The organism is Albirhodobacter sp. R86504, from assembly GCF_042466415.1.
Taxonomy (GTDB): domain Bacteria; phylum Pseudomonadota; class Alphaproteobacteria; order Rhodobacterales; family Rhodobacteraceae; genus Albirhodobacter.
In genome coordinates this window covers 277988-298233 of record NZ_JAXHCH010000001.1, presented here as the reverse complement: position 1 = coordinate 298233, position 20246 = coordinate 277988, and the positions used below count along the sequence as shown (strand labels likewise).

Below are 20246 nucleotides of genomic sequence, written 5' to 3'. Positions count from 1 at the left end.
GCGCCATTTGCTACGGTCAAATTCCAAGATGCCGCTGGAAAATCATATGGGCTGACACCGCAATGCCACTTGATGAAGATACTCTCACAGATCAATTCGCGGCGACAAAGCACGCGGGCCGGCCAAGTATCGCAGACCTGACCCATTGGACCGGAAGTTTCTGACACATGCAGACCGCCACCGCACAAACGCCCGACACCGCGCAGATCTCAGCCATCGTTCCAACGTTCCGGCGGCTGGATATTCTGCAACGCTGCCTCGCAGCCATCGCGGCCTCTGCGCGGCCCTTCTCGCAAATCATCGTTATCACCCGTCCGCTGGAAGATCCCGAGACCTTCGAATGGCTCTCCGGACAGATCGGTAAAATCGACACCCTCGAAATTGTCGAAGCGCATGAGGCGGGCGTAGTTTGCGCCCTTAACGCGGGCCTAGCCCATGCAACTGGCGACTTCATCGCCATTTTTGACGACGATGCCCTGCCCCATCCCGATTGGCTGGATCGTGTTTTGGCGCATTTCTCTGATCCCCAAGTTGCCTGCGCGGGCGGGCGCGATCTTGTGCATCAAAACGGACAGATTATCACCGGCACAACCACCACGCCGGGCCAACGCACAGCCTTTGGCATTCTGCGCGGGGGGCATCACCTCGCCGAAGGGGCAGCTCGCAGGGTGGATAGTATCAAGGGCTGCAATTGGATTTTGCGCCGCGTGGCAATTGGAACCGTCCGGCTGGACGAACGCCTGTTTGGAAAAGGTGCGCAAATAGCCAATGAAACTTGGTATTGTGAGAACCTCGCCCACGCCGGATGGAAAATCATCTTTGACCCATCCGCCCGAGTAGACCATTTTCCAGCCGAAAGAGCTGATGGCCCGCGTGACGTTTATTCCCGCATTCGTTGCCACGACCAAACCGCAAATGTCGTTGCGGCCGATCTTGCCTTCGCCTCACCTTGGACGCGGGTCAAATATATCGGATATTCCATTTTCAAAGGCCATCGCTACTGCCCCGGCTTGTTTTTCATCGCCCATGCGCTGGCAAAGCGACCCAAATCGCTGCCCGATATGTTGATCGGCGGCTGGTCCGGCTTTTTCGAGGGGCTGTCCCTCGCCCGCCGTTTCCGCAATGATCCCCCCGGCCGCGCCGCGCCCATGCCTCAAGGTTCTGCGCCACAAGATTCCGCACCATGAAAATCGCCACCCATCTACTGCTCCTGTGGCTCCTCGCGGCAATGGTCCTCATCCTGACCGCCGGACACGCGGGCAACCTGCTGGACCCGATGTATCTACTGGCCTGCCTCGCGATCGGCCTGCGCGCGCTCAAGAAATCTCCGACCCGCGATTACATCTCGTTCACGCTGCTTTTGTGGATGTTTTCGCCCTTCGTGCGCCGGCTTGTAGATTGGCAAAGCGGTCGACATGAATTTAGTTTGAGTTTGATCGCCCCGCTCGTCGTCACGCTTCTGGCGGTCTTCGCCCTGCGGCGGAATATGACACGGGTGACATTCAAAACGGCACTGCCGTTCTTTATCTACCTCTCGATTGTTGTTTATGGACTGCTGCTCGGGCTTGCTAACGGGCGCGGGTTCGCCGCGATTTACGCCGCCGCAAATTGGATAGCCCCTATTGCGTTCGCGCTGTTGATCCTGTCAAACCCTGATGCAAACGCTCAGATCCGTGCGACAATGACCCGCACCCTGATCGGCGGCGCGGTCGTCATGTCGATCTACGGCGCCTTCCAGTTCATCGTCGCCCCGCCTTGGGACACGGCATGGATGATCGGCGCAAAAATGGCCTCCATCGGCCGCCCCGAACCTTTCGCGATCCGCGTCTTTTCAACAATGAACGCGCCGGGTATCTTCGCTGTGGCGGTCTCATCGGCGTTTTTGTTGATTTTCAACAAACTATCATTGCGTACAGTCGCGGCGGGGGCGGTGATGATTTTAGGGCTGGCTCTCTCGCTGGTCCGATCCAGCTGGGGCGCGGTGGGAATCGGAATCTTTTTGCTGATGCTGATTGGTGACGCACGGACAAAGTTTCGCGCCATTGCAATTATCGGGCTTGTTGGTATCGCCGCCATTCCGCTCGTCATGCGCGCGGAGTTTTTCGAAACGATCAGCAGCAGATTCGAAACCCTCTCCTCCATTCAAGATGACCGCAGCCTTCAAGACCGCGCGGAATTTACCAACGCGATGTTGGAAAACGTCGGCTCGCTTTTGGTCGGGGGGGGATTGGGCAGCATCGGCGTCGCATCGAATTTAACTCAAAGCGGAGATACGCTTGGGGTGTTTGACAACGGCTGGCTGTCGCTTTTGTTCACCTTCGGCTTCATCGGCCTGTTTCTCGCCGCAATCGTATTATTCTGGTTTTTCACCCTGCTGCGCAGTATCCGCACCCAACCGCAAACGGCCTCAATGGCAGTGATCTCCATCGTTAAAATCGCGCTGATGATTTTTTCAAACACGCTGGAAGGTGCCACGGGGATGCTTCTCTTCCCATTCCTCGCCTGCATTATTGCGGCTGCGGGCCCGCGTAAATCGCTGCGATCACAGCGCGAATTTTCGAGAGCCACGTCACACACTCAACCAAAGGAAATGACATGAAAATAGCCATAGTCACGCACGCTTTCGTTGAAAACGATGGTCAGGGCCGAGTAAATTTCGAAGTGGTCCGCGGGCTAAGCGCAGCGGCGCATGAGGTGACGTTGATTGCCGCAAAGGTGGCCCCCGCTCTGCTCGCTTTGCCCAATGTCCGGTGGGTCGAAATTTCGCATGGTCCGTTGCCGACAAATTTGCTGCGCAATGCGTGGTTCTCCTTTGGTGCGGCGCGGGCACTGGCGAAGCTACGCGGACAGGTTGATCTCACGATGGCCAATGGCGCAATCACCTCCGTTCCTGTCGATGTGAATGCGGTACATTTCGTCCACAGCGGCTGGTCCGCCTCGCCATATTACGACGCGGGGCACGGTCTGCGCGGCCTCTATCAACGGCTTTATACTTTTGTGAATGCTACGCTAGAAAAACGCGCCTTCCGCCGCGCCCGACATATCATCGCCGTCTCGGGGCAGGTTGCAGATGAAATAGTCACTCTCGGGATTTCCTGCGACAAGATAACCGCAATCGCGAACGGTGTAGACACCGATATGTTCACGCCCAGCAGCGAGGATGTCGCTGCGCTTGATCTTCCGCTTGGGAATATGCGAGCGCTTTTCGTCGGGGATATCGTTTCGCGCCGCAAAGGTCTCGACACCATTCTCGCCGCATTGCCGGGCATTGAAAACCTCTCCCTCATAGTTGTCGGGCGCACGCGAAACAGCCCGTATCCAAACGAAGTCATCGCTGCGGGCCTCTCTGACCGCGTGACTTTCCTAGATTTTCGCCGCGATATTCCGGCGATCATGCGCGCCTGCGATGTGTTTGTTTTCCCATCGCGATATGAGGCATGCAGTCTGGTTCTGTTTGAGGCGCTCGGTAGCGGCCTCCCCGTCATCACCGCCCGCACAACCGGCGGCGCAGAATTCCTAGACGAAGCCGCGAGCATCAAACTCAACGACCCCGAGGACGTCCGCGCCCTTCACGCTGCCTTAAAAACCCTCGCCGCCGAACCCGTATTGCGCGCGCAAATGGCAGAGCGCGCAAGGGCATGCGCGCGCTCACTAACTTGGGAAAGGATGGCCGCGCAGTACATCGCACTATTCGAGGACATCCTCGCGCAGAAGCGCGCCGAATAATGCCTCCGATTACCGAAGCCAATCGCGCTGATGTTTAAGACCAAAAGTCGCGCCGCGAAACGCGATAACACTCGGCGCATGAAGGTATATCGATCATTAGGGTGCATTTAAGTTTCGTCGAGGAGCCGATAGCCGAAGCGCCTATAATCAGCGGCAAAAACCGATGCGACCAGCGCCGCGTCCGCCCGTGTGACGCGGATCTCGCCTTTCAAAAGCTGCTCGATTGTCAGTTCCGCCAGCGACACCGCATCAAGCTGTGCAATGATGACCTCAAGCCCGTTTTCGAGGCGGAAAACCTCGGCATCCTGTGGCACCAGCTCGGTCTGCGGACGAATATGATTATCATACATCCGGAGATCGCGTATCATGCAGGCGTTGACTAGATGCAGCAAGCTCGAAAACCCGAGGGGCCGCTCCGTGAAGCCGCATATTAGTAGCGATAACCGCTTTTCAACCACGCCAAAGGATCGCGCACGGTCGCGAAGGTAAGATCAATCTGATTTCGCAGAACTTCCTAGGTGTTTGATGCCACGGTTTGATGGTGTGATCCTTTCGCAGGAATGGAGGGAAGCATTATGGGACAAGTTCGTCATGGGAGCGCCACGACCACGCACGCCGTCAGAGCTGCAATAATGAGGGTCAGCCCGCCATTGGTTCGAGGGATGTCCCGAATGATCGTAAGCTTCGCTCGCGCAACTGAGCCGGGAGCTTGGCTGCAATCCCAAAGCAGTGGCGAAGTGGCGTAAACGCCAGACTGTCGAGGATTTGAAGATCGGCCCTCCTCAGCCTCGATCAACGGTCTTGACCGAGGAGGCTGAGGAGGCCACCATTTTCGCATTCAGACGGCACAGCTTGTTGCCGCTGCATCGCTACCTCCAGCGTCATGGCATCTCTCGGCTGCATGATGTGGCGGGTGACAAACCAAAGCGTTAGAAGTTCAAGCGCTATCCTATCGGTTTCTTCCACTAAGACATCGCCGAGGTTCAGACGGCGAAGGGCAAGCTTAATCAGTTTCTGTGCATTGACCCGCCTCTCGGCAGGCGATGTGCAGCGTCGACGGGAGGTGAACAAGCAAGTTTGCCGTGACCCAACTCGTCGAGGAGGCAGACAGGAATACCGCCTAGGAGTTCTTACAGCTCTTGCTCGAAGCCGTGCCCTATCATGTCCACACTATTTTGACCGACAACGGCATCCAGGTCGCTTAGCAACCGCGCAATCGCAACACCGCATTTTCAAGGCCAATGCGCTTCGACATGGTCTGTGAGGCCAACGAGATCGAACATCGCCTTGCGAAGCCAAACCATCCGTGGACCACAGTCGGGTGGAGCGCATGAATCGCACCATCAAAGACGCACGTTCAAGTGTTTCCACTACGATGACCACGACCAACTGCGTACGCAAACTCAAAACCCTCGGTGGCCTCAAGCCCTACGAATACATCTGCAAGATATGGACATCCGGCCAGACAAATTCATCCTAAATCCAATTCACCAGATACTGGGACTGAACACCTAGGAACACTTTAGACAATTCAATATGGTCCACGCGTTTTGGACATTGATTTGTGCTGATAAAGCTGTGCTGTTGCGTAATAGACATTGACTGAGGTCCGGTTTGGGCTGTTACCATCTTCGCCCAAAAAGTGCAGCCACGTCACCGCTCAATATAAACTTTATGAAGATTTGCGAATTTGTATCCAAATCGAGCTCCCGCAACCAAAAAACACCAATCAATATCAGACCCCTCACAACCCGCCACGGCGGGTTTTTGGCGTTTGATCCCGCAGAAAAGCCGCAAGCCACAGCAGGCGCGCCAAAGCGCAGCGTCACCCGACCCTAGCGCCACTCACAAATACACCGAGAATACGACCTCGCGTCTCTTCTCAAACTATATGCGTCCACGCGAAATGGTTGTTGCTACACTCCAACAGGATGTCGCGTTTTGCGGGATCCTGTTTGATCGACCACGCCACTCCGATACACGATCAAGCAAGAGGGGAAATTGAGGGCATATGACCTCGCCTCCCTCTCCCCATTTGCCTGAAACGCGCAGTCCTACCATGTCACGCTTCCTGAACCGACCGACAATCTTCAGCGCCTTCGGCATCGGCTGAAGCGCGCTCCAGATCAGCCTCCCTGTGCACAACCAAAATACAAACACCAAATATTGTAATTAACCCCGTAGAGTAGACAGGCAATCTCATCGTGTCGCAGTTCAGAGCAAACGCCGAACGCGTAGGGTCAGCCAGTTGGTCGGGATGCCATGCGCGCGTGAAGGCGCCAAAATGCGTTGCGTAGGGCCGATGAGCAGAGGGTTGTGATGGCCCGTTGTCAGCGAGGCACGTGGACGGATACCGCGCGCCGCATGGCGGATTTCATCGGCGCGTCCTTGTTGACAATGGTCGGCGCCGTTACGAAATACTTGTTTCGGATCTGCGTGTATCTCCTTAGGTTGGGAGGACAGGGTTTGAATTTTTGGGCGGTGTGCGTCCCCGATTAGTCGAAGGATTGCTTATTGATGCAAGAGGCCGATATGCCGCCGCCGCGCGAGGCAGGTTTCCATAAGGCCGATTGGCCGTTTTACTGGATCACCCAAACGTCGTCGCGCTACATGCAAGTGATGGAAGCGCGGCTAAAAGCTGAAGGGATGGATATTGCCTATTGGCGGGTCTTGATGTCTCTCTACGAGGATCAGGCGCTCTCGATCTCCGAGATCTCCAACTATTGTATCATCAAACCTAACACTGCGACGAAGATTATTCAGCGTATGACGCTGCAAGGTCTTGTGGTGACGGGCATGCGCGCGCGCGACGGGCGGGTGACGGAGGTGTCACTGACGGAAGCCGGGCACGCAATGCGGCGGCGGGCGCGCGGGATCGCGGATGAGGTTTTTGCGCGCGCCTTTGAGGATCTATCGCGCGAGGAACAGATGGTGATGAACCTGCTCCTCGAAAAGGTGTTTCACAAGCTTACATGACGGCCCAACTGCGGAGGCGTTTGGGCCATCAAGGGGATTGTTCAGGCGAACTGCGGGCAATCGCGTTTCATTTTGCGGATCATCGCATCAAACAGCAACGTCGCGAAGGATGAGCTGTCCTTGAGACGCTGGGCATCTTTCGCGCATTGGAGCTTCACCTCGTCAGGCAGTTGCGCATTGGGGCCAGGGATTGCCGCGGCGGCGCATTGGATTTCTGCTGCGCGCTGCACCGTCCAAAGCAGGAAGAAGGTGAGGGGGATGTCGGCCTCGCAAACCGCGATTCCGTGATTGCGCAGTACCAAGACATGTTTATCCCCGAGCGACGCGAGCATCCGTTCGCGCTCGGTATCATAAATCGTGATGCCCTCGAACTCATGGTAGGCAACACGCCCGTAGAGCTGTGCGCCGTTGAAATTGTTATGATCGATCGGGGCGTTTTTCATCACGATTGCCGAGATCGGGGTCGTGTGCGTATGCGCGATGCAACCGACATCAGGGCGGTTCTCGTGAATGACGCCGTGCAGCGCAAATCCGGCGGGATTGGGCTTGTACGGGCTTTCGCGCTTCAACGTGCCGTCGACGCCGACGACCAGCAGATTTTCGGGGGTTACCTCGTCGTAATGTAATCCCAACGGGTTGACGAGATAGGCGTGTTCATCGCCGGGCAAGCGCACGGAGATGTGGTTGAAAATCAGCTCGGTCCAGCCGAGATAGCTGACAAGATGATAGAAATCCGCGAGTTGGATGCGTAATTCGGCCTCGGTCATGTTGGCCATTGGTTTGTGAACTGGGGAGAGTTCAGTCATCGATCAGGTCCTTTCGAAGCAAATGCTCTCCAAGAGTGCGCGGCGGGCTGCGGCGCGGTGATCTTGCGGCAGGGGAAGGGAAGGGGCGGTGTTCAACGCGGCAATAATCGCGTCGAGGGTTGGGGTGGGCATTCCGGCGGCGATGCCAAGATCACGCGGCGCGCGGGCGATGGCATCCAGTTCAAGCCTGCGGCCCGCGCGGGCATCTTGCAGCATCGATGTCGGGAAATCGCCCGCATCCAGACACAGGTCGATCAACCAGTCGTTGCTGGGCAGATCATGTCCCAGAGCCTTCGCCCACGCCCGAAACGGATCGGCCACCGCGCAGGCCAGAGCGCGCAACTCAGGATCAGAGCTGATGGTCGACAGGTGGCAATCGAGCAGCGCGGAGAGCGGGTTGGTTGTGATATTCGCCAGCAGTTTCACCAGAACTTTCAGGCGGATCGCATCGGTGATGTCTGTCTTGATGCCGCATGAGTTGAGCGTCTCCACCAGTCGCGCAAGGGCGGCGTGATCGGTTTGCTCGGTCGCGGTGCCAAGGCTGAGCGTCGGCGTGTTTGTGGAGATGGCGACACCGTCGGCACCCATCCTGACCGTCATCAACAACACAGCCCCCAAAACGCGGTGGGGGGTAACATGCGCCGCAAGGAGGGCGTGCGGATCGACGTGGGGCACCGTTTGAGGTGGCGCAGTGTGATCGGCAAAGAACCAAAACGGCAGGCCGTTCACCATCGGGATGATCAGCGTATTAGGGCCGATCCCTGCGGCATTGTCGGCGACGGCTTGGGGCAGTTGATGCGCCTTAACGCAGAAGAAAATCGCATCTTGCACCTCGGAGAGGCGTTCGACCGCGCGGGGGCGTGCGTGATGTTTGGTGCCACGATCTAGCAAGGTGACACCGTGCTCCGTGACCTCAATCAACCGGCTTCCTCGGGCGGTGACGGTCAGATGTGCTTGCCCGCGCCCCATAAGGGCGGCCATGGCCGTGCCGATATTTCCGGCGCCTACGACGGCGATGTTGAGCGGCGTCATCTGCGTTTCCTTATGTCAGGAACAGAACAATTGCAGGGAAGATTGTCAGCAGCGCTACCCGCGCCACATCCATCAGCACGAAGGGCCCCAGACCGCGGAAGATCGTGCTGAGGCGCACATCGGGCACAACCGAGCGCAGAACGAAGGCATTCATCCCGACGGGAGGGGTGATGTAGCTGATCTCTGTCACCATCACGACGAATATGCCGAACCAGATGAGGTCGATCCCTTGGGCGGCGACAATCGGGTAGAATACCGGCACCGTGAGCATAATCATCGACAGGCTTTCCAAAACGCAGCCCAAGACGAGGTAGATGCACAAGATGACCAAGATCGTCACAAGGGGCGTGCCACCAAACAGCGAGAGGAAGGTTTGGATGTCGTTCGTCATGCCCGACATATTGACGTAATTTGTAAAAGTCAGGGCGCCAAACAGGATGAAGAACATCATCGCCGTGGTTTTCATCGTGTCGTAGAGAACGGATACCAGCCCGTCCCATGTGAACTTTCCGGACAAAACCACGAGCAGAAACGCGCCACCCGCGCCCATGCCGGCGCTTTCCGTCGGGGTGAAGACGCCCAGATAAATCCCGCCCATGACGAACACAAAGAGAGCCAGCGCGCCTGCGGTGCCTTTGAGGGCGCGCAGGCGGTCCATCAAGGGCAGTTTACTTTCAACCGGAAGATCGAGCTTTTGCCAGCGGATCGAGAGCCGCACGGCGACGGAGTAAAATACGATGCCAATGATGCCGGGGATCAGCCCTGCGAGAAACAGCTTGCCGATATCTTGTTGCGTCATGATCCCGTAAAACACCAAAATCACCGAGGGTGGGATCAGAATGCCGAGCGTTCCGCCCGCCGCGATGGAGGCGGTGGAAAGTTGATCGGGGTAGCCGAAGCGGCGCATGGAGGGCAGGGCGATCCGCGTCATCGTAGCGGCCGTCGCCATGCTTGACCCGCAAACCGATGAGAAGGCGCCACATGCGATGACTGTCGCCGTGGCGAGCCCGCCCTTGCGGTGGCGCAACCATGCGTAGGCGGCCGTGTAAAGTTCCGACGCGATGCCTGATTGCACGACAAAATTGCCCATCATCAAGAATAGCGGCAGCACCGAGAGCGAATAGTCGCGTCCCGTATCAAAGAAGGTCGTCCCCAAAAGCGAGAGTGCGGGCGTCCAACCGATCAGGGTTGCGACGCCGATCACGCCAACGCCGGTCAACGCAAAGGCAATGGGGACGCCGCAAAGCAAGAGCCCGAGCGCAACCGCCATACCAATTGGCCAGTAGTCCATGAGTCAGTCTCCTTTGGGGCGTTGCCACAGGCCGCTGAGGGGTAAGAGGGCCGAAATGAGCGCCCCCGCGACGGTGCAAAGCGCGCAGAAATAACCCAACGGGGCGATTGGGATCATCAGGTTTGTCGTGGCGCCGCCATAGCCTCCGATCTGGCCCGCGTAGACCCAGATGCGCCATGCGACGACCAAAAGAATCCCGCCCGCAAACAGCCCGCTGATGATGCGGCGGACCGGTTGAAGCGCTTGCGGGAGCTTGTCGGTGATCAGATCGACGGTGACGTGATCATCGCTAAGGGATACCGCAGGGAGGCCCAAGAAGATCGTCGCAGCGAGGAGAAGCTCGGTGAGTTCCGTCGCCCCTGAGAGCGGGCTGTTGAAGATATAGCGCCCAATGACATCGACAATCGTTAGCCCCATCATCGACATCAGCATCACCCCGCCCAGCACCGCAAGAGCGCCGCGGGCGGAGAGCCTTCCCCCGGACCGCTGTGCGGCCCGAGGAACATCATTCACGCTGAGGTCGGCCGGTTTCATGGTTTGGCTGTCGCCATTTCTTCAGAGACCGTTTTGATCTGTTCCAACATTTCGGCATAGGCGGCTTGCGCATCAATGCCGGCTTCAGACACTTCCGCGAGCTTGCTATCAATCACCGGCTGCAAGCTGGTTTTCCATGCGGCGAGCTGTTCTTCGGTGGCGGGTTGGACATTGATTTCACCCTCCATCGCCGCAATGCCTTGGGCATCCGCGCGATCCCACATCTGACCCGCCAGATGCGACAGGGCTTCGCCCGTCACGCTGTCGATTGCGGCTTGTTGCTCGGGGGTCAGGCTTTCCCATTTGGCCTTGTTCATGACGACGTAGAACGAGGTGTTATAAAGCCCGCCGGGCACCGAAATGGCGTTTGCGAGTTGGGGGATGAGTTTAAAGAAATTGACCAACTCGTAGGGGAACAAAATTCCGTCCGCGACGCCTTGGCTCAGCAATTCATACGCTTTAGAGGAAGGCCCCTCGACCGCGACCGCGCCCAAAGCCGCAGCAACCTCGTTCACGATCCCGCCGCCCACGCGCAGCTTTTGTCCCTTGAGCACATCGACCGTGGTCATATCGCCCTCTTTGAGGAAGATCTCGCCGGGCCCGTGGGTGAAGACGCCCAGCACCTTGACCTGATCATATTCGCCAGCCGCTTTGAGCGTATTTTCAAACACGCGCCAGTAGGCAACGGAATTGGCCTCCGCGCTATCGCTCAAGAATGGGAGCTCCGCGATATTGGTCGTCTTGAAGCGGCCAGCGTTATAGCCTTGCACGCCGAAGGTGATATCGGCCACGCCGTTGACGGCGAAATCAAAATGCGCGGCGGGCGGCCCGAGCGGCGCCGGAAGGATGTTCGCCGTGACCTCGTTATTGGTCACTTCCGCGATGGATTTCGTCAGCGGAACAATGACCTCCGCGACAAGCGGATGCGCGGGCGGCAACCAGTTTGCCACGGTGAGCACGGTCTGCGCAGACGCGGCGGTGCTCATCATGATGGCGGCGAGTGCGGTCAGTCCAAATCGTTTCGTCATGTCGCGTTTCCCTGTTGGTATGATGGCCCCGTTTGTGGACCTTTTTTAAACTCGGTGCGTGATGTCTATGAGGCGGCTCGCAGGTGATGGAAGTTGCGGTGACACCAGATCAGACTGTCTCGCTCGCCTTCGCAAAGCGCAATATCTTGCACCTCGCAAAAGAAGACAGAATGCGTTCCAACCACTTGGCGCGATTGAATTGTGCAATCAAAAGCGGCAATTGCATCGCTGAGGACAGGCGCGCCGGTTGTGCTTGTCGTCCAATCGGCGGAATCGAACCGGTCTTCGGCACCCGATTGCGCGAAACGGCCTGCGTGATCACGGTGCTGCCCGCCAAGCACATTGACGCAAAGCGCCCCGTTTTTAACAAACATATCGTGGCTGCGGTTGCTTTGGTTGACGCACACGAGAAGGGTCGGCGGTGTTGCGGTGACCGAGCATACCGCAGAGGCCGTCATGCCGTGCCGCCCGGCGGGGCCGTCGGTTGTCAACACCGTGACCGCCGCGCCCAAACGCGCCATGCCTTCGCGGAAAAGATCGTCGAGTTCCATTATCGTCCCCTCAGATATCCAAAACCAGTTTGGGTCCGCATCCACGCGAACAGCAGGCACAGATTTGATCCATATCGGCACGTTCTTCCTCGGTCAGGAAGTGATCCCGGTGATCAATGTCGCCCTCGATCACATCGGTGACACAGGTGCCGCAGATGCCTTCCTCGCATTTCACCTCGATCTTTACGCCGGCGCGGGCCAAGGCTTTCGCGATCGTATCGTCCGGCCCGACGCGGACCGTGATCTTCGATTGCGCACACTCAACCACGAAGCTTTCGCCCGTGGTATCGACATCGGCGGCGAAATACTCGCGGTGGATATTTCGGGCGGCATGGCCTTGCGCCTCCGCCGCAGCGATGATCCATTCCATGAACCCTAGCGGCCCGCAGATGTAGAGATGGGTGTGTTGATCCGCGGCAGGGATGTCGCGGGCGGGATCAATCGGCGCGTATTTATCGCTATCATCATGATGCAGAACGATTTTATTGCGAAACGGGAGTGTTGCGATCAGATCCAGAAACGCTGTGCGATCGGCGCTGCGAGTGGCGTAATGCAGGGTGAAATCGGCGGCTCGCGCGTGAAGTTCCCACGCCATCGCCAGCATCGGGGTGACCCCGATCCCGCCGCCAAAAAGCACCGTTGAGTGAGCGCTCTCCGCGAGTGGAAAATGGTTGCGCGGGCCCTCTACGGTCACGCGCGTGCCCACCGTCAGCCCCGCGTGCAGTGCAGTGGACCCGCCACGGCTTGCCGGATCGCGCAAAATGCCCAGTTCCCAGCGTGATTGATCTTTCGGGTCTCCGCAGAGCGAATATTGCCGCCAGACGGGGCCGTCGGGAGTATCCACCGCGAGATCAATATGCGCGCCCGCCGTGACGGGCGGCAATGGCGCGTCCCCCACCAGATCAATCCGCATGATATCACCCAGATCGTCGATGCGGTTCGAAACGGTGAGGGTTAACGTGTTGGATGGCGTCATGTCGTTCATCTCCTCACCGCATAAACAGGCCGCCATTCGCATCCCAGCACGCGCCGGTTACGAAGGCAGCATCAGGGGCGCAGAGCATCGTGACCATTTTTGCCACGAAATCTGGCTGCCCCAGTTGGCCTACGGGAATGTTTTTCAAAAACCCGTCCATCTTCTCGGGGGGGATGATGCCGTGGACCATCGGGCTGTCCATCGGGCCGGGCGAGATCGCATTGCAAGTCACCCCGAACGGCGCCAAATCGCGGGCGAACACTTTGGTCAGCGTCAAAATCGCACCCTTGGACGCGGCGTAATGCGCGCCGGTGGCCGTTCCGCCGTTTTGCCCCGCAAGCGAGGCCATGTTCACGATCCGCCCAAAGCCGCGCTCTTTGAAATGGCGGCCGAAAATCTGGCACCCCGCGAAAACGCCGCCCGCATTCAGCGCCATGACCGCATTGAAATCCTCGGGCGAGATTTCGAGCACGGGTTTGGCCTCGGTTTTGGCGGCGTTGTTGACGAGCACTTCCGCAGAGCCCCATCGATCGATGATTTTCGTCAGAATTGCCCGGAAATCGTCGGGGTTGCCGACATCCAAAGTCGCGCTGACGGCGGTTTCGCCTGCGAGATCAAGTTCCAACGCCAGCGCGCTAGCGGCGTCATGATCCAGATCGGCGATGACAACGCGAAAGCCCGCCGCGTGGAGTGCGCGGGTGGCGCAGGCGCCAAATCCGTTCGCGCCGCCCGTGATCACGGCAGTCTGGATGATATCTGGCAACGGCGCCCCCATCAGAACAGATAGCTGATCGAGGTCAGCATCCCGTCAGAGTTCAGCAAGCGCACGACTTTGTTTCGGATCATCAACCCGCCCTCAAAGATGGCCAGATCCCACGAGACATTCGCGGCAAACATGCGTTGGCGGCCAAATTTATCCTCAACCACATGTTGCGCCGCACGGACTTTCACCGTCGTCTCATCGACCGGCTCCATGACAAACCGCGACAGGGTTCGCACAGATTCCGCAGGGGGTGCGGCGGAGATCGAGAACCCGCCTTGCAAGCGCCGCACCCGTGCCAGACGCATTGCGGCATTGTCATATGCGATGTTCAGACAATTGGCGAAATCGTCGCTCTCTTTGTCGACGGGGATCACGTAATGCCCGCCGTCAGCCCAAAGGCCGAGCCAAGTGTCGTAATCGCGCGCATCGAGCATGTCGGCCTCGGCCCACAGATATTGCGTGACCTGCTGCAACGTCACATGTGTTGTCATTGCGGATTCCTTCATTGCTCCATCACCTTCTTCCACATGCGATAGGCGGCGCGCATGCCGGTCTCGGCCGAGACATCGCCTTTTGGCAGGCCGTTTTCTGACATCTCCTCAAGGCCCAAACCACGGTTGACCATGACGTCGACATCGCCCGCGCCGGCGGAGCCGCGCTGCACGCGTTCCCATACTTCGGCGTCATCGGGCGAGCCAAAGCCCATTGGCCCTTGGAAATGTTCATGCAAGCGCAGACGCATTTGATTGGCGGCTTCCGGTCCGCCCTCCATGCCAAGCGCGATATGACGGATTTCCGTCTCGTTCACCGCGACGGGACGCAGGATACGGAAGAACGACAGCGAACAGCCCGCATTCGGGAAGAGGTTGAGGTTAAAGCCACAGCCCCCCACCGCGCGCACGATCCGTTTGACCTGCGCCTCGTCATACTCTTTGCGCAACTCCTCGGCGAGCTCCGCAAAACGGGCCGGAATGGCGCGATCGGGATCCTCGTCGAGATCGTTGAGATCGGGCATCATGACCATCACCGAATGGCCGTTGCCGAGATCCTCGACCCAGCCATCGTTGTTATCTAGGAATGAAAATTGCGCCGTTGCCTCGCCATCGAGCGATTGCATGAAGCTCTTGTGGACGATCGGGAAGTGATACGCATCGGTGGTGTTTTCGAGCTGGATCTTCCAGTTCATCGGAACCTTGAACTGATGCTCGCCAAGGGTTTTGACAGGGAAGCCGCCACCTTGTTTCATAAACAGGCGGATCCAAGGCTTTGCATTGCCGAGGAAATCCTCAAGCGGTTCAACATCCATATCGAACGAGGCAAAGATCATGCCCTCAAAAATTCCGACCTTCAATTTCTTCAGGCCGTAGTCTTCCTTCTTGAAATCGTCGGAGTAGCCTTCGGTATAGGGGATCGCGCGCAGGCTGCCATCCAACCCATAACCCCAGCCGTGATAGGGACATTGGAACGACGATGTCTTCCCCTTTTTCACTTCGCAAACAGAGGCCGCGCGGTGGCGGCAGCGGTTGACGAAAACATGCACCTCGTCTTTGCGGTCGCGCGAAATGATGACCGGTTGCTGACCCACCCATGACAGTTTAAAATTGCCCTTCGCGGGCACCTCCGAGACATGCCCGACCCAAACCCAGACCTTGCCGAAGATTTTTTCCATCTCGGCGTCAAAAATCGCGGGATCTTCATACATGGGAGTGGCGACGCGGTCGGGCTTTACCATATCATCGGTCGAGGGTCCGTTCGGGAAAATATCGAGAGACATGCTTGGTCCTTTCACTGTCCGGCGCGGGGCGCGGGGATTTGTGTCGGCTGGTTCCAGTCGGAGATGGGCCGCGCGTAGAGGTTGCGTGTGCTGAAACGGTGGATGCGCCATGCGCCGTTCTCAAATTCAAAATCGACTTCCAAACGCGCGGCCATCACAAAGCTTTGCCCGTCTTGGAAGGTTGGCGTTTGGAGCATAAGCCAGCGCCCTGAGACGCCCCCGCCAGGGGGGCCGCCACTTGTATGGGTGATCGCCTCGGAGGAGAGGAAATGCGCGTTCATCGCGAAATGCGGTGGTGTTGTGCAGAACTGCCCAAGCCACGCGATGATCGCCGCGTTCCCGTGGTGTTGGCCGAAATCCTGTGCATAACGATCCCCCGCACCGCCCCAAACAGCGTCGGTTGTGAACAGCGCTTTTAGCGCGTCCAGATCGGTATCGGCGTCGAGGCGGTCGCAAATGTCCATGTAATCGGATAGGCATTTACGGCAGGCGCTTTCCGCCTCCAACCGCGTCAGGCGCGCGAGGATGTCGGCCAGATCGTTCACAGTTGGGGGATCTCCAACGCGCGGCCCATGCGGGCCTCGACGGTCATGTATTTCCACAGACGGTCATTGCCCTCACCGACAACGATCAAGCGCAGCAAATTGCACGCGGCTTGAACATCGGCGCGGGTCGGGAAATCCGCCATGATATACCACGTGTAGGGAAAGCCTTGGGTCGCGCCGACCATGGTTTGATCATCGTCAAATGTGCCGATGATTGTCACCCCCTCCATCTGATCGATGCCGGCAATCAAGGCTTGCGTGGCTTTCCAGACCGGCCCGATTTGATCAAACGGAAGGCTGAAAAATGTCGGGTGGTTATTGAAACAAAGCAGCGTGCGGATCGGTGTGTCGGTCATGAGAGGTTACCTTTCGCGAGGGAATTTCGGGGTATGATCACGGGAAGCCGGGCGGGGTTTGTTGGCCGAACATCGCGGCGCCTGCGGCGGTCCAAGTGCCCTCGCCCATGAAAGCATGCTGTGCGACGCAAGCGGCATCGACCATCATCCGGCCAAGGGGGTGGCCCGCCATCATCGCGCCCGCGCCGCCGATAACGAAGGCTTCGCGCGCCACCGCGGCGCCATCATGGGCGGCGGAGGTCGCGGCGAGGCGAAGCTGGATGTGGGTGTCATGGCTGACGCTGTCGGCGTGCAGCAATTCATCCCAAGCACGCGCGGTGGCGTCATAAAACTGGGCGCGCGTTCCCGCGAGCGTGGCCTCGGCCCGCGCGAGATGCGCCTGAACATACGCGCGCTCGCCAGGATTTGGGGCGCCTGTGATCGACGCGCGCTGCGCCGCGTCCGAGCGAATGAAATCAAGTGCCTCGCGCGCGGCCCCCAACGCGACGACGGCCAAGACCTGCGCGGCCAAAGCCATAGCGGGATAGCGGAAAATGGCATCATCCATCGTCGATCTTGCGCCGCGAATGAATGTCCAGTCCTCGGGGACGATCACCTTCTCCGCGACGAGATCATGGCTGCCCGTGCCGCGCAGCCCGATCGTGTTCCAGACCTCGTCGATCATCACCTTGTCGCGCGGCATAACGGCGGTGCGGGGAAGGGGTGTCGTGTCGCCCTCCACCTTGATGCCGCCGCCCAGATAATCCGCGCCCATTGAGCCTGAACACCACGCCCAACGACCCGTAACCTCAATGCCGCCAGCCACCCGCAATGCCTTTTGCGGCGGGAATAGCCCGCCCGCAAACACGGTATCGGGGTTGGCGCCGTAGATCGCGGCGAATGTCTCGGGCGGGAGGGCCGCGAGATAGGTCGAGGAGACACCGAAGCTCGCGACCCAACCCGCCGACGGGTCCGCTGCCGCGATGGTCTCGATCAGCGATAGGAACGCCATGGGGGTGATAGCATCGCCGCCAAAGCGTTCGGGGACGAAGGCGCGGTAAATGCCGATGCGGCGAAATCCGTCGATGATGTCTTTGGGAATATGACGCAGGCGGTCAAACTCGGCGCGGCGGCTGCGGATCGTCTCGCACAGCGCGTTGAGCGCTGCCGTTTGTGCCAGTTTCGGATCAAGGCGGGTCATGCGGGCAACTCCGATGCTGAGGGTTGCGATGCGGCGAGATGCTCGGCCACTGCGCAGAGCGTGGCTTCTGCACCGTAGCGTCCGACCAATTGTAGGCCAGCGGGCAAGCCGTCTCGGGTGCGCAAAGGAAGGGTGAGCGCGGGATGGCCCGAGAGATTGAAGGGCCGCACCAACCGCGTGAGCGGCAAAAGCGCCACAGGATCGCGGGCCTCATCCAAGGTGGGTGGCACGCAAGGCAGTGTTGGCAAAACCAAAGCGTCAACGCCCTCAAGGGCTGCGTCAACTTCGGCGGTGAACCGCGCGCGGATTTCTTCTGCCTCATTCACCTGTGCCGGCGTCACCGTCAGCGCGGCAAGAATACGGGGGCGCACATCCGGCCCCATCGTTGCGTTGGACCGCGCAAGCTGGCCAAACTCGGCCGCAATTTCCGCATTGATCAGGGTAAGCCCCGCCGCATAGGCCTCCGCGAAGCTGGGGAGGGCGATTTGCGGGACGTTGACAGGGGCAAGCGCTTTCAACAAAGCCTCCTGGATATCGTCATCTGCTTGCACGACGATCTGTTTGAGTTTCGGGGCCTCGATCCGGGTCGGTGTGAACCCGTCGATCATCACTGCGGCGGCTGTGGTCAGCATGGGGGCGGTTGCGGCAAGTGGGCCGATGACATCGAGTGTCGAGCTTCGTGGAATAGCGCCGCGACGATCAATTGCGCCGAAGGTGGGCTTTAATCCGAACACCCCACAGCAGCAGGCGGGTTGCCGGATGGACCCGCCCGTATCCGTTCCGATTGCGAAGTCGCAAATGTGATTGGCGACCGCCGCGGCACAGCCCGATGAAGACCCGCCCGTGATCCGGTCCGGCCAGTGCGGGTTCACGGCGGTGCCTGCGTAATCGTTGATCCCCGTCACTCCAAAGGCGAGCTCATGCATTGTCACAGTGCCGATGACCTGTGCGCGGGTTAGCACTTTCTCCACGATAGCTGCGTGGCACGGCTCGACCGGCGCATCTGCGAAGGCCGCACTGCCGCAGCGCGTGACGAGCCCTTCGATGGCGATTGATTCCTTGACGAGAACGCGCGGGCCGATTTCGCCCAACGACAGGTGTTTGGTGATGGCGTTCTCTCGCATATCCGGCCTCGCTCTTGGAACGGGTTGAGCGGCAATCACGACTGACAGGGTACGTGGCGTGCTGCATTAAGGTGAATATTACCGTAAATTTGCGCGCGCGATATGCGTATCCGTTCTGGGATCGGAGATCTGTGACGGCGGGCGTCCGTATTGGTTATTACGCTCGTTTTTATCTATAAAAATCAAATGTCTGCTGATGTAGCGGAAAAATTACGCGATTTTGGTATCGGATTGGCCGCGGTGCGGTGTGATCTGTAAGATCGTGGCGAAAAACGACGCCGAGGGCGCATTTGGATCGAGATCCGGCCCGCGATTACTCCGATTCCCTAACGTTCACTGCGTTTGAGGCCGCTGGATTTGAAGAGGGAGGTGGGACAAACCCGTCGAATTTCAAACTACCCACGCCGCGGGAGTTTATTGGTGAATATTCATTAATATTTGCCGCTTTAATGAGATTGTGACCGAAAATCGTGACCATCATTTGAGCGCTGTTAATATTTGGCGCTGCGCTTTGCCGTTAAATGCGCAGTCCTTGCAGCACGAGCGCGGTGACTTCCTTGCAGATCGCGGCCTCGTCAAGATCGGTGCCGTCTTGCAAATCCAACATGAAGCGCAATTCAGGGCCGAGCACGGCGTAAGCCTCGGTCATCGCCCAGATGTTGAACTGTAGCAGCATCGGATTTACCGGCCGGATCAAACCGTCTGCGGCCCAACGCTCGATTTCACGTGCGGCGGCGCGGCTTACTTCGCGCGAGCCTGCCCAGTTTTCGCGCAGATAAGGCGCGCCGCGCATCACTTCGCCCGTGAACATTTTGACTTCTGCCGGATGGGTCAGGGAGAAATTGATCTTGCGCGCAATGTAATCCGATAGGAAAACTTCCGGCCCTTGGTTCAGATTTATCCCGTTAAACAGCTCGGCCCAGATGGTGATCACATGATCGAGCGCTTGTTGGTACAAGTCTTCCTTGCTTTCGATATGATAGTGCAGCTTGTTTTTCGTGATCCCCGCGCGATCGGCAATGCCTTGGGTCGATGTCCCTGCAAGCCCGTGCTCCGCGAATTCCATAATCGCGGCATCACGGATCTGCGCTTTCAGATCGGCGCGCTTTTGGGCAATGCTCAGCTGGGTCACTTTGTCTCCGGCAAGTAGGCGGTGGCTTCAACTTCGATGACGATCTCATCCGATGGCATCATCGCAGAGACTTCGACGACCGTCGAGACGGGCGGTGTATCCGGGAAAAACATCCGGCGCACGGTGTTGTAGCGCGGGAAGTCGTTAAGATTTCGGAAATACTGCACGAGTTTAAACACATCAGCCATTGATCCGCCCGCATCTTCCATTGTGGTGCGGATGCTGTTGAATACGAACCAGCTTTGCGCAAGGATTGGGCCGTCCTTCGCATCGACGGAGAATTCGCCCGTCTGACCGATCGTTGGGCCGATGTCAGGCGGAAGATCGGCAAAGCCGGTGATTACTTTGCCCGCCTGCGGATCGACGGCAATCACGCCGGACAGAAAGATGAAATCGCCGCGGCGCGTCCATGCCGAATAGCGGGCGAGTGGTTTTGCTGTGTTGGTCATGTC

The 20246-nt window shown here is 58.5% G+C and carries 21 protein-coding genes and 1 pseudogene; 5 read left to right on the top strand and 17 right to left on the bottom strand.

The annotated features are described in order from the left end of the window. Positions 1 to 167 precede the first annotated feature (167 nt). The 3 genes from SJY32_RS01360 to SJY32_RS01350 are packed head-to-tail and all read left to right on the top strand — an operon-like array spanning position 168 to position 3726. Positions 168 to 1187, top strand: coding sequence for a glycosyltransferase family 2 protein (locus tag SJY32_RS01360; RefSeq protein WP_376870719.1), 1020 nt, complete (start codon positions 168 to 170; stop codon positions 1185 to 1187). Next, positions 1184 to 2599: an O-antigen ligase family protein gene (locus SJY32_RS01355; RefSeq protein ID WP_376870717.1), complete on the top strand. Its 1416-nt coding sequence runs from the start codon at positions 1184 to 1186 to the stop codon at positions 2597 to 2599. Before SJY32_RS01360 ends, SJY32_RS01355 begins: the two co-directional genes overlap by 4 nt. Continuing rightward, a complete protein-coding gene (locus SJY32_RS01350) occupies positions 2596 to 3726 on the top strand; it encodes a glycosyltransferase family 4 protein (RefSeq protein ID WP_376870715.1) in 1131 nt (376 codons plus the stop codon). The genes SJY32_RS01355 and SJY32_RS01350 overlap by 4 nt, the downstream gene beginning before the upstream one ends. A gap of 107 nt (positions 3727 to 3833) precedes the next feature. On the opposite strand, the gene SJY32_RS01345 is transcribed toward SJY32_RS01350, so the two are convergent. Next, a complete protein-coding gene (locus SJY32_RS01345) occupies positions 3834 to 4094 on the bottom strand; it encodes a hypothetical protein (protein ID WP_376870712.1) in 261 nt (86 codons plus the stop codon). A 207-nt stretch (positions 4095 to 4301) separates the two neighbouring features. Between SJY32_RS01345 and SJY32_RS01340 the strand changes: the two are divergent. After that, positions 4302 to 5241: pseudogene (locus tag SJY32_RS01340) on the top strand (IS481 family transposase). 1002 nt (positions 5242 to 6243) lie between these two features. Then, entirely contained in the window at positions 6244 to 6702 is a 459-nt protein-coding gene (locus tag SJY32_RS01335) for a MarR family winged helix-turn-helix transcriptional regulator (RefSeq protein WP_376870710.1), read from the top strand. Between the two features lie 41 nt (positions 6703 to 6743). Here the strand turns inward: SJY32_RS01335 and SJY32_RS01330 are convergent, their stop codons facing one another. From SJY32_RS01330 to SJY32_RS01255, 16 genes are all read right to left on the bottom strand, one after another. Beyond that, positions 6744 to 7508: a class II aldolase/adducin family protein gene (locus SJY32_RS01330; protein ID WP_376870708.1), complete on the bottom strand. Its 765-nt coding sequence runs from the start codon at positions 7506 to 7508 to the stop codon at positions 6744 to 6746. Positions 7509 to 7511: 3 nt separating this feature from the next. After that, positions 7512 to 8540 (bottom strand): ketopantoate reductase family protein, encoded by a 1029-nt coding sequence (locus SJY32_RS01325; protein WP_376870706.1) that lies wholly within the window; start codon positions 8538 to 8540, stop codon positions 7512 to 7514. Between the two features lie 10 nt (positions 8541 to 8550). Beyond that, positions 8551 to 9831, bottom strand: coding sequence for a TRAP transporter large permease (locus SJY32_RS01320; RefSeq protein WP_376870704.1), 1281 nt, complete (start codon positions 9829 to 9831; stop codon positions 8551 to 8553). A 3-nt stretch (positions 9832 to 9834) separates the two neighbouring features. Beyond that, positions 9835 to 10365, bottom strand: coding sequence for a TRAP transporter small permease (locus SJY32_RS01315; RefSeq protein ID WP_376870702.1), 531 nt, complete (start codon positions 10363 to 10365; stop codon positions 9835 to 9837). Continuing rightward, positions 10362 to 11393 carry a TRAP transporter substrate-binding protein gene (locus SJY32_RS01310; RefSeq protein ID WP_376870699.1) on the bottom strand — a complete coding sequence of 344 codons (1032 nt, stop codon included), beginning with the start codon at positions 11391 to 11393 and terminating at the stop codon, positions 10362 to 10364. The genes SJY32_RS01315 and SJY32_RS01310 overlap by 4 nt, the downstream gene beginning before the upstream one ends. A 65-nt stretch (positions 11394 to 11458) precedes the next feature. Beyond that, positions 11459 to 11944, bottom strand: coding sequence for a flavin reductase (locus tag SJY32_RS01305; protein ID WP_376870697.1), 486 nt, complete (start codon positions 11942 to 11944; stop codon positions 11459 to 11461). Between the two features lie 10 nt (positions 11945 to 11954). Beyond that, positions 11955 to 12920: a PDR/VanB family oxidoreductase gene (locus tag SJY32_RS01300; protein WP_376870694.1), complete on the bottom strand. Its 966-nt coding sequence runs from the start codon at positions 12918 to 12920 to the stop codon at positions 11955 to 11957. A 13-nt stretch (positions 12921 to 12933) separates the two neighbouring features. Further along, positions 12934 to 13683, bottom strand: a complete 750-nt coding sequence (locus SJY32_RS01295) for an SDR family NAD(P)-dependent oxidoreductase (protein WP_376870692.1) — start codon at positions 13681 to 13683, stop codon at positions 12934 to 12936. A gap of 11 nt (positions 13684 to 13694) precedes the next feature. Continuing rightward, on the bottom strand, positions 13695 to 14174 hold the full coding sequence (locus SJY32_RS01290; protein ID WP_376870689.1) for an aromatic-ring-hydroxylating dioxygenase subunit beta: 480 nt from the start codon (positions 14172 to 14174) through the stop codon (positions 13695 to 13697). 11 nt (positions 14175 to 14185) lie between these two features. Next, positions 14186 to 15457: an aromatic ring-hydroxylating dioxygenase subunit alpha gene (locus SJY32_RS01285; protein ID WP_376870687.1), complete on the bottom strand. Its 1272-nt coding sequence runs from the start codon at positions 15455 to 15457 to the stop codon at positions 14186 to 14188. Between the two features lie 11 nt (positions 15458 to 15468). Further along, positions 15469 to 16002 carry a nuclear transport factor 2 family protein gene (locus SJY32_RS01280; RefSeq protein ID WP_376870685.1) on the bottom strand — a complete coding sequence of 178 codons (534 nt, stop codon included), beginning with the start codon at positions 16000 to 16002 and terminating at the stop codon, positions 15469 to 15471. Continuing rightward, positions 15999 to 16358: a hypothetical protein gene (locus SJY32_RS01275; protein ID WP_376870683.1), complete on the bottom strand. Its 360-nt coding sequence runs from the start codon at positions 16356 to 16358 to the stop codon at positions 15999 to 16001. The genes SJY32_RS01280 and SJY32_RS01275 overlap by 4 nt, the downstream gene beginning before the upstream one ends. Before the next feature lie 37 nt (positions 16359 to 16395). Continuing rightward, positions 16396 to 17538 carry an acyl-CoA dehydrogenase family protein gene (locus SJY32_RS01270; RefSeq protein ID WP_376870681.1) on the bottom strand — a complete coding sequence of 381 codons (1143 nt, stop codon included), beginning with the start codon at positions 17536 to 17538 and terminating at the stop codon, positions 16396 to 16398. Next, entirely contained in the window at positions 17535 to 18662 is a 1128-nt protein-coding gene (locus SJY32_RS01265; RefSeq protein WP_376870679.1) for an amidase, read from the bottom strand. The genes SJY32_RS01270 and SJY32_RS01265 overlap by 4 nt, the downstream gene beginning before the upstream one ends. A 517-nt stretch (positions 18663 to 19179) precedes the next feature. After that, complete coding sequence (locus tag SJY32_RS01260; protein WP_376870677.1) at positions 19180 to 19794, bottom strand: TetR family transcriptional regulator C-terminal domain-containing protein; 615 nt, start codon at positions 19792 to 19794, stop codon at positions 19180 to 19182. Next, a complete protein-coding gene (locus SJY32_RS01255) occupies positions 19791 to 20243 on the bottom strand; it encodes a RidA family protein (protein ID WP_376870675.1) in 453 nt (150 codons plus the stop codon). The genes SJY32_RS01260 and SJY32_RS01255 overlap by 4 nt, the downstream gene beginning before the upstream one ends. Between the last annotated feature and the right edge of the window lie 3 nt (positions 20244 to 20246).

Excerpts from the sequence above, each read along its gene's own strand:
- SJY32_RS01315 (WP_376870702.1), bottom strand. The coding sequence starts at position 10,365 with ATGAAACCGGCCGACCTCAGCGTGAATGATGTTCCTCGGGCCGCACAG.
- SJY32_RS01330 (WP_376870708.1), bottom strand. The coding sequence starts at position 7,508 with ATGACTGAACTCTCCCCAGTTCACAAACCAATGGCCAACATGACCGAG.
- SJY32_RS01285 (WP_376870687.1), bottom strand. The coding sequence starts at position 15,457 with ATGTCTCTCGATATTTTCCCGAACGGACCCTCGACCGATGATATGGTA.
- SJY32_RS01355 (WP_376870717.1), top strand. The coding sequence starts at position 1,184 with ATGAAAATCGCCACCCATCTACTGCTCCTGTGGCTCCTCGCGGCAATG.
- SJY32_RS01345 (WP_376870712.1), bottom strand. The coding sequence starts at position 4,094 with ATGATACGCGATCTCCGGATGTATGATAATCATATTCGTCCGCAGACC.
- SJY32_RS01275 (WP_376870683.1), bottom strand. The coding sequence starts at position 16,358 with ATGACCGACACACCGATCCGCACGCTGCTTTGTTTCAATAACCACCCG.
- SJY32_RS01320 (WP_376870704.1), bottom strand. The coding sequence starts at position 9,831 with ATGGACTACTGGCCAATTGGTATGGCGGTTGCGCTCGGGCTCTTGCTT.
- SJY32_RS01310 (WP_376870699.1), bottom strand. The coding sequence starts at position 11,393 with ATGACGAAACGATTTGGACTGACCGCACTCGCCGCCATCATGATGAGC.
- SJY32_RS01300 (WP_376870694.1), bottom strand. The coding sequence starts at position 12,920 with ATGACGCCATCCAACACGTTAACCCTCACCGTTTCGAACCGCATCGAC.
- SJY32_RS01335 (WP_376870710.1), top strand. The coding sequence starts at position 6,244 with ATGCAAGAGGCCGATATGCCGCCGCCGCGCGAGGCAGGTTTCCATAAG.
- SJY32_RS01350 (WP_376870715.1), top strand. The coding sequence starts at position 2,596 with ATGAAAATAGCCATAGTCACGCACGCTTTCGTTGAAAACGATGGTCAG.
- SJY32_RS01360 (WP_376870719.1), top strand. The coding sequence starts at position 168 with ATGCAGACCGCCACCGCACAAACGCCCGACACCGCGCAGATCTCAGCC.
- SJY32_RS01290 (WP_376870689.1), bottom strand. The coding sequence starts at position 14,174 with ATGACAACACATGTGACGTTGCAGCAGGTCACGCAATATCTGTGGGCC.
- SJY32_RS01305 (WP_376870697.1), bottom strand. The coding sequence starts at position 11,944 with ATGGAACTCGACGATCTTTTCCGCGAAGGCATGGCGCGTTTGGGCGCG.
- SJY32_RS01270 (WP_376870681.1), bottom strand. The coding sequence starts at position 17,538 with ATGACCCGCCTTGATCCGAAACTGGCACAAACGGCAGCGCTCAACGCG.
- SJY32_RS01255 (WP_376870675.1), bottom strand. The coding sequence starts at position 20,243 with ATGACCAACACAGCAAAACCACTCGCCCGCTATTCGGCATGGACGCGC.
- SJY32_RS01265 (WP_376870679.1), bottom strand. The coding sequence starts at position 18,662 with ATGCGAGAGAACGCCATCACCAAACACCTGTCGTTGGGCGAAATCGGC.
- SJY32_RS01325 (WP_376870706.1), bottom strand. The coding sequence starts at position 8,540 with ATGACGCCGCTCAACATCGCCGTCGTAGGCGCCGGAAATATCGGCACG.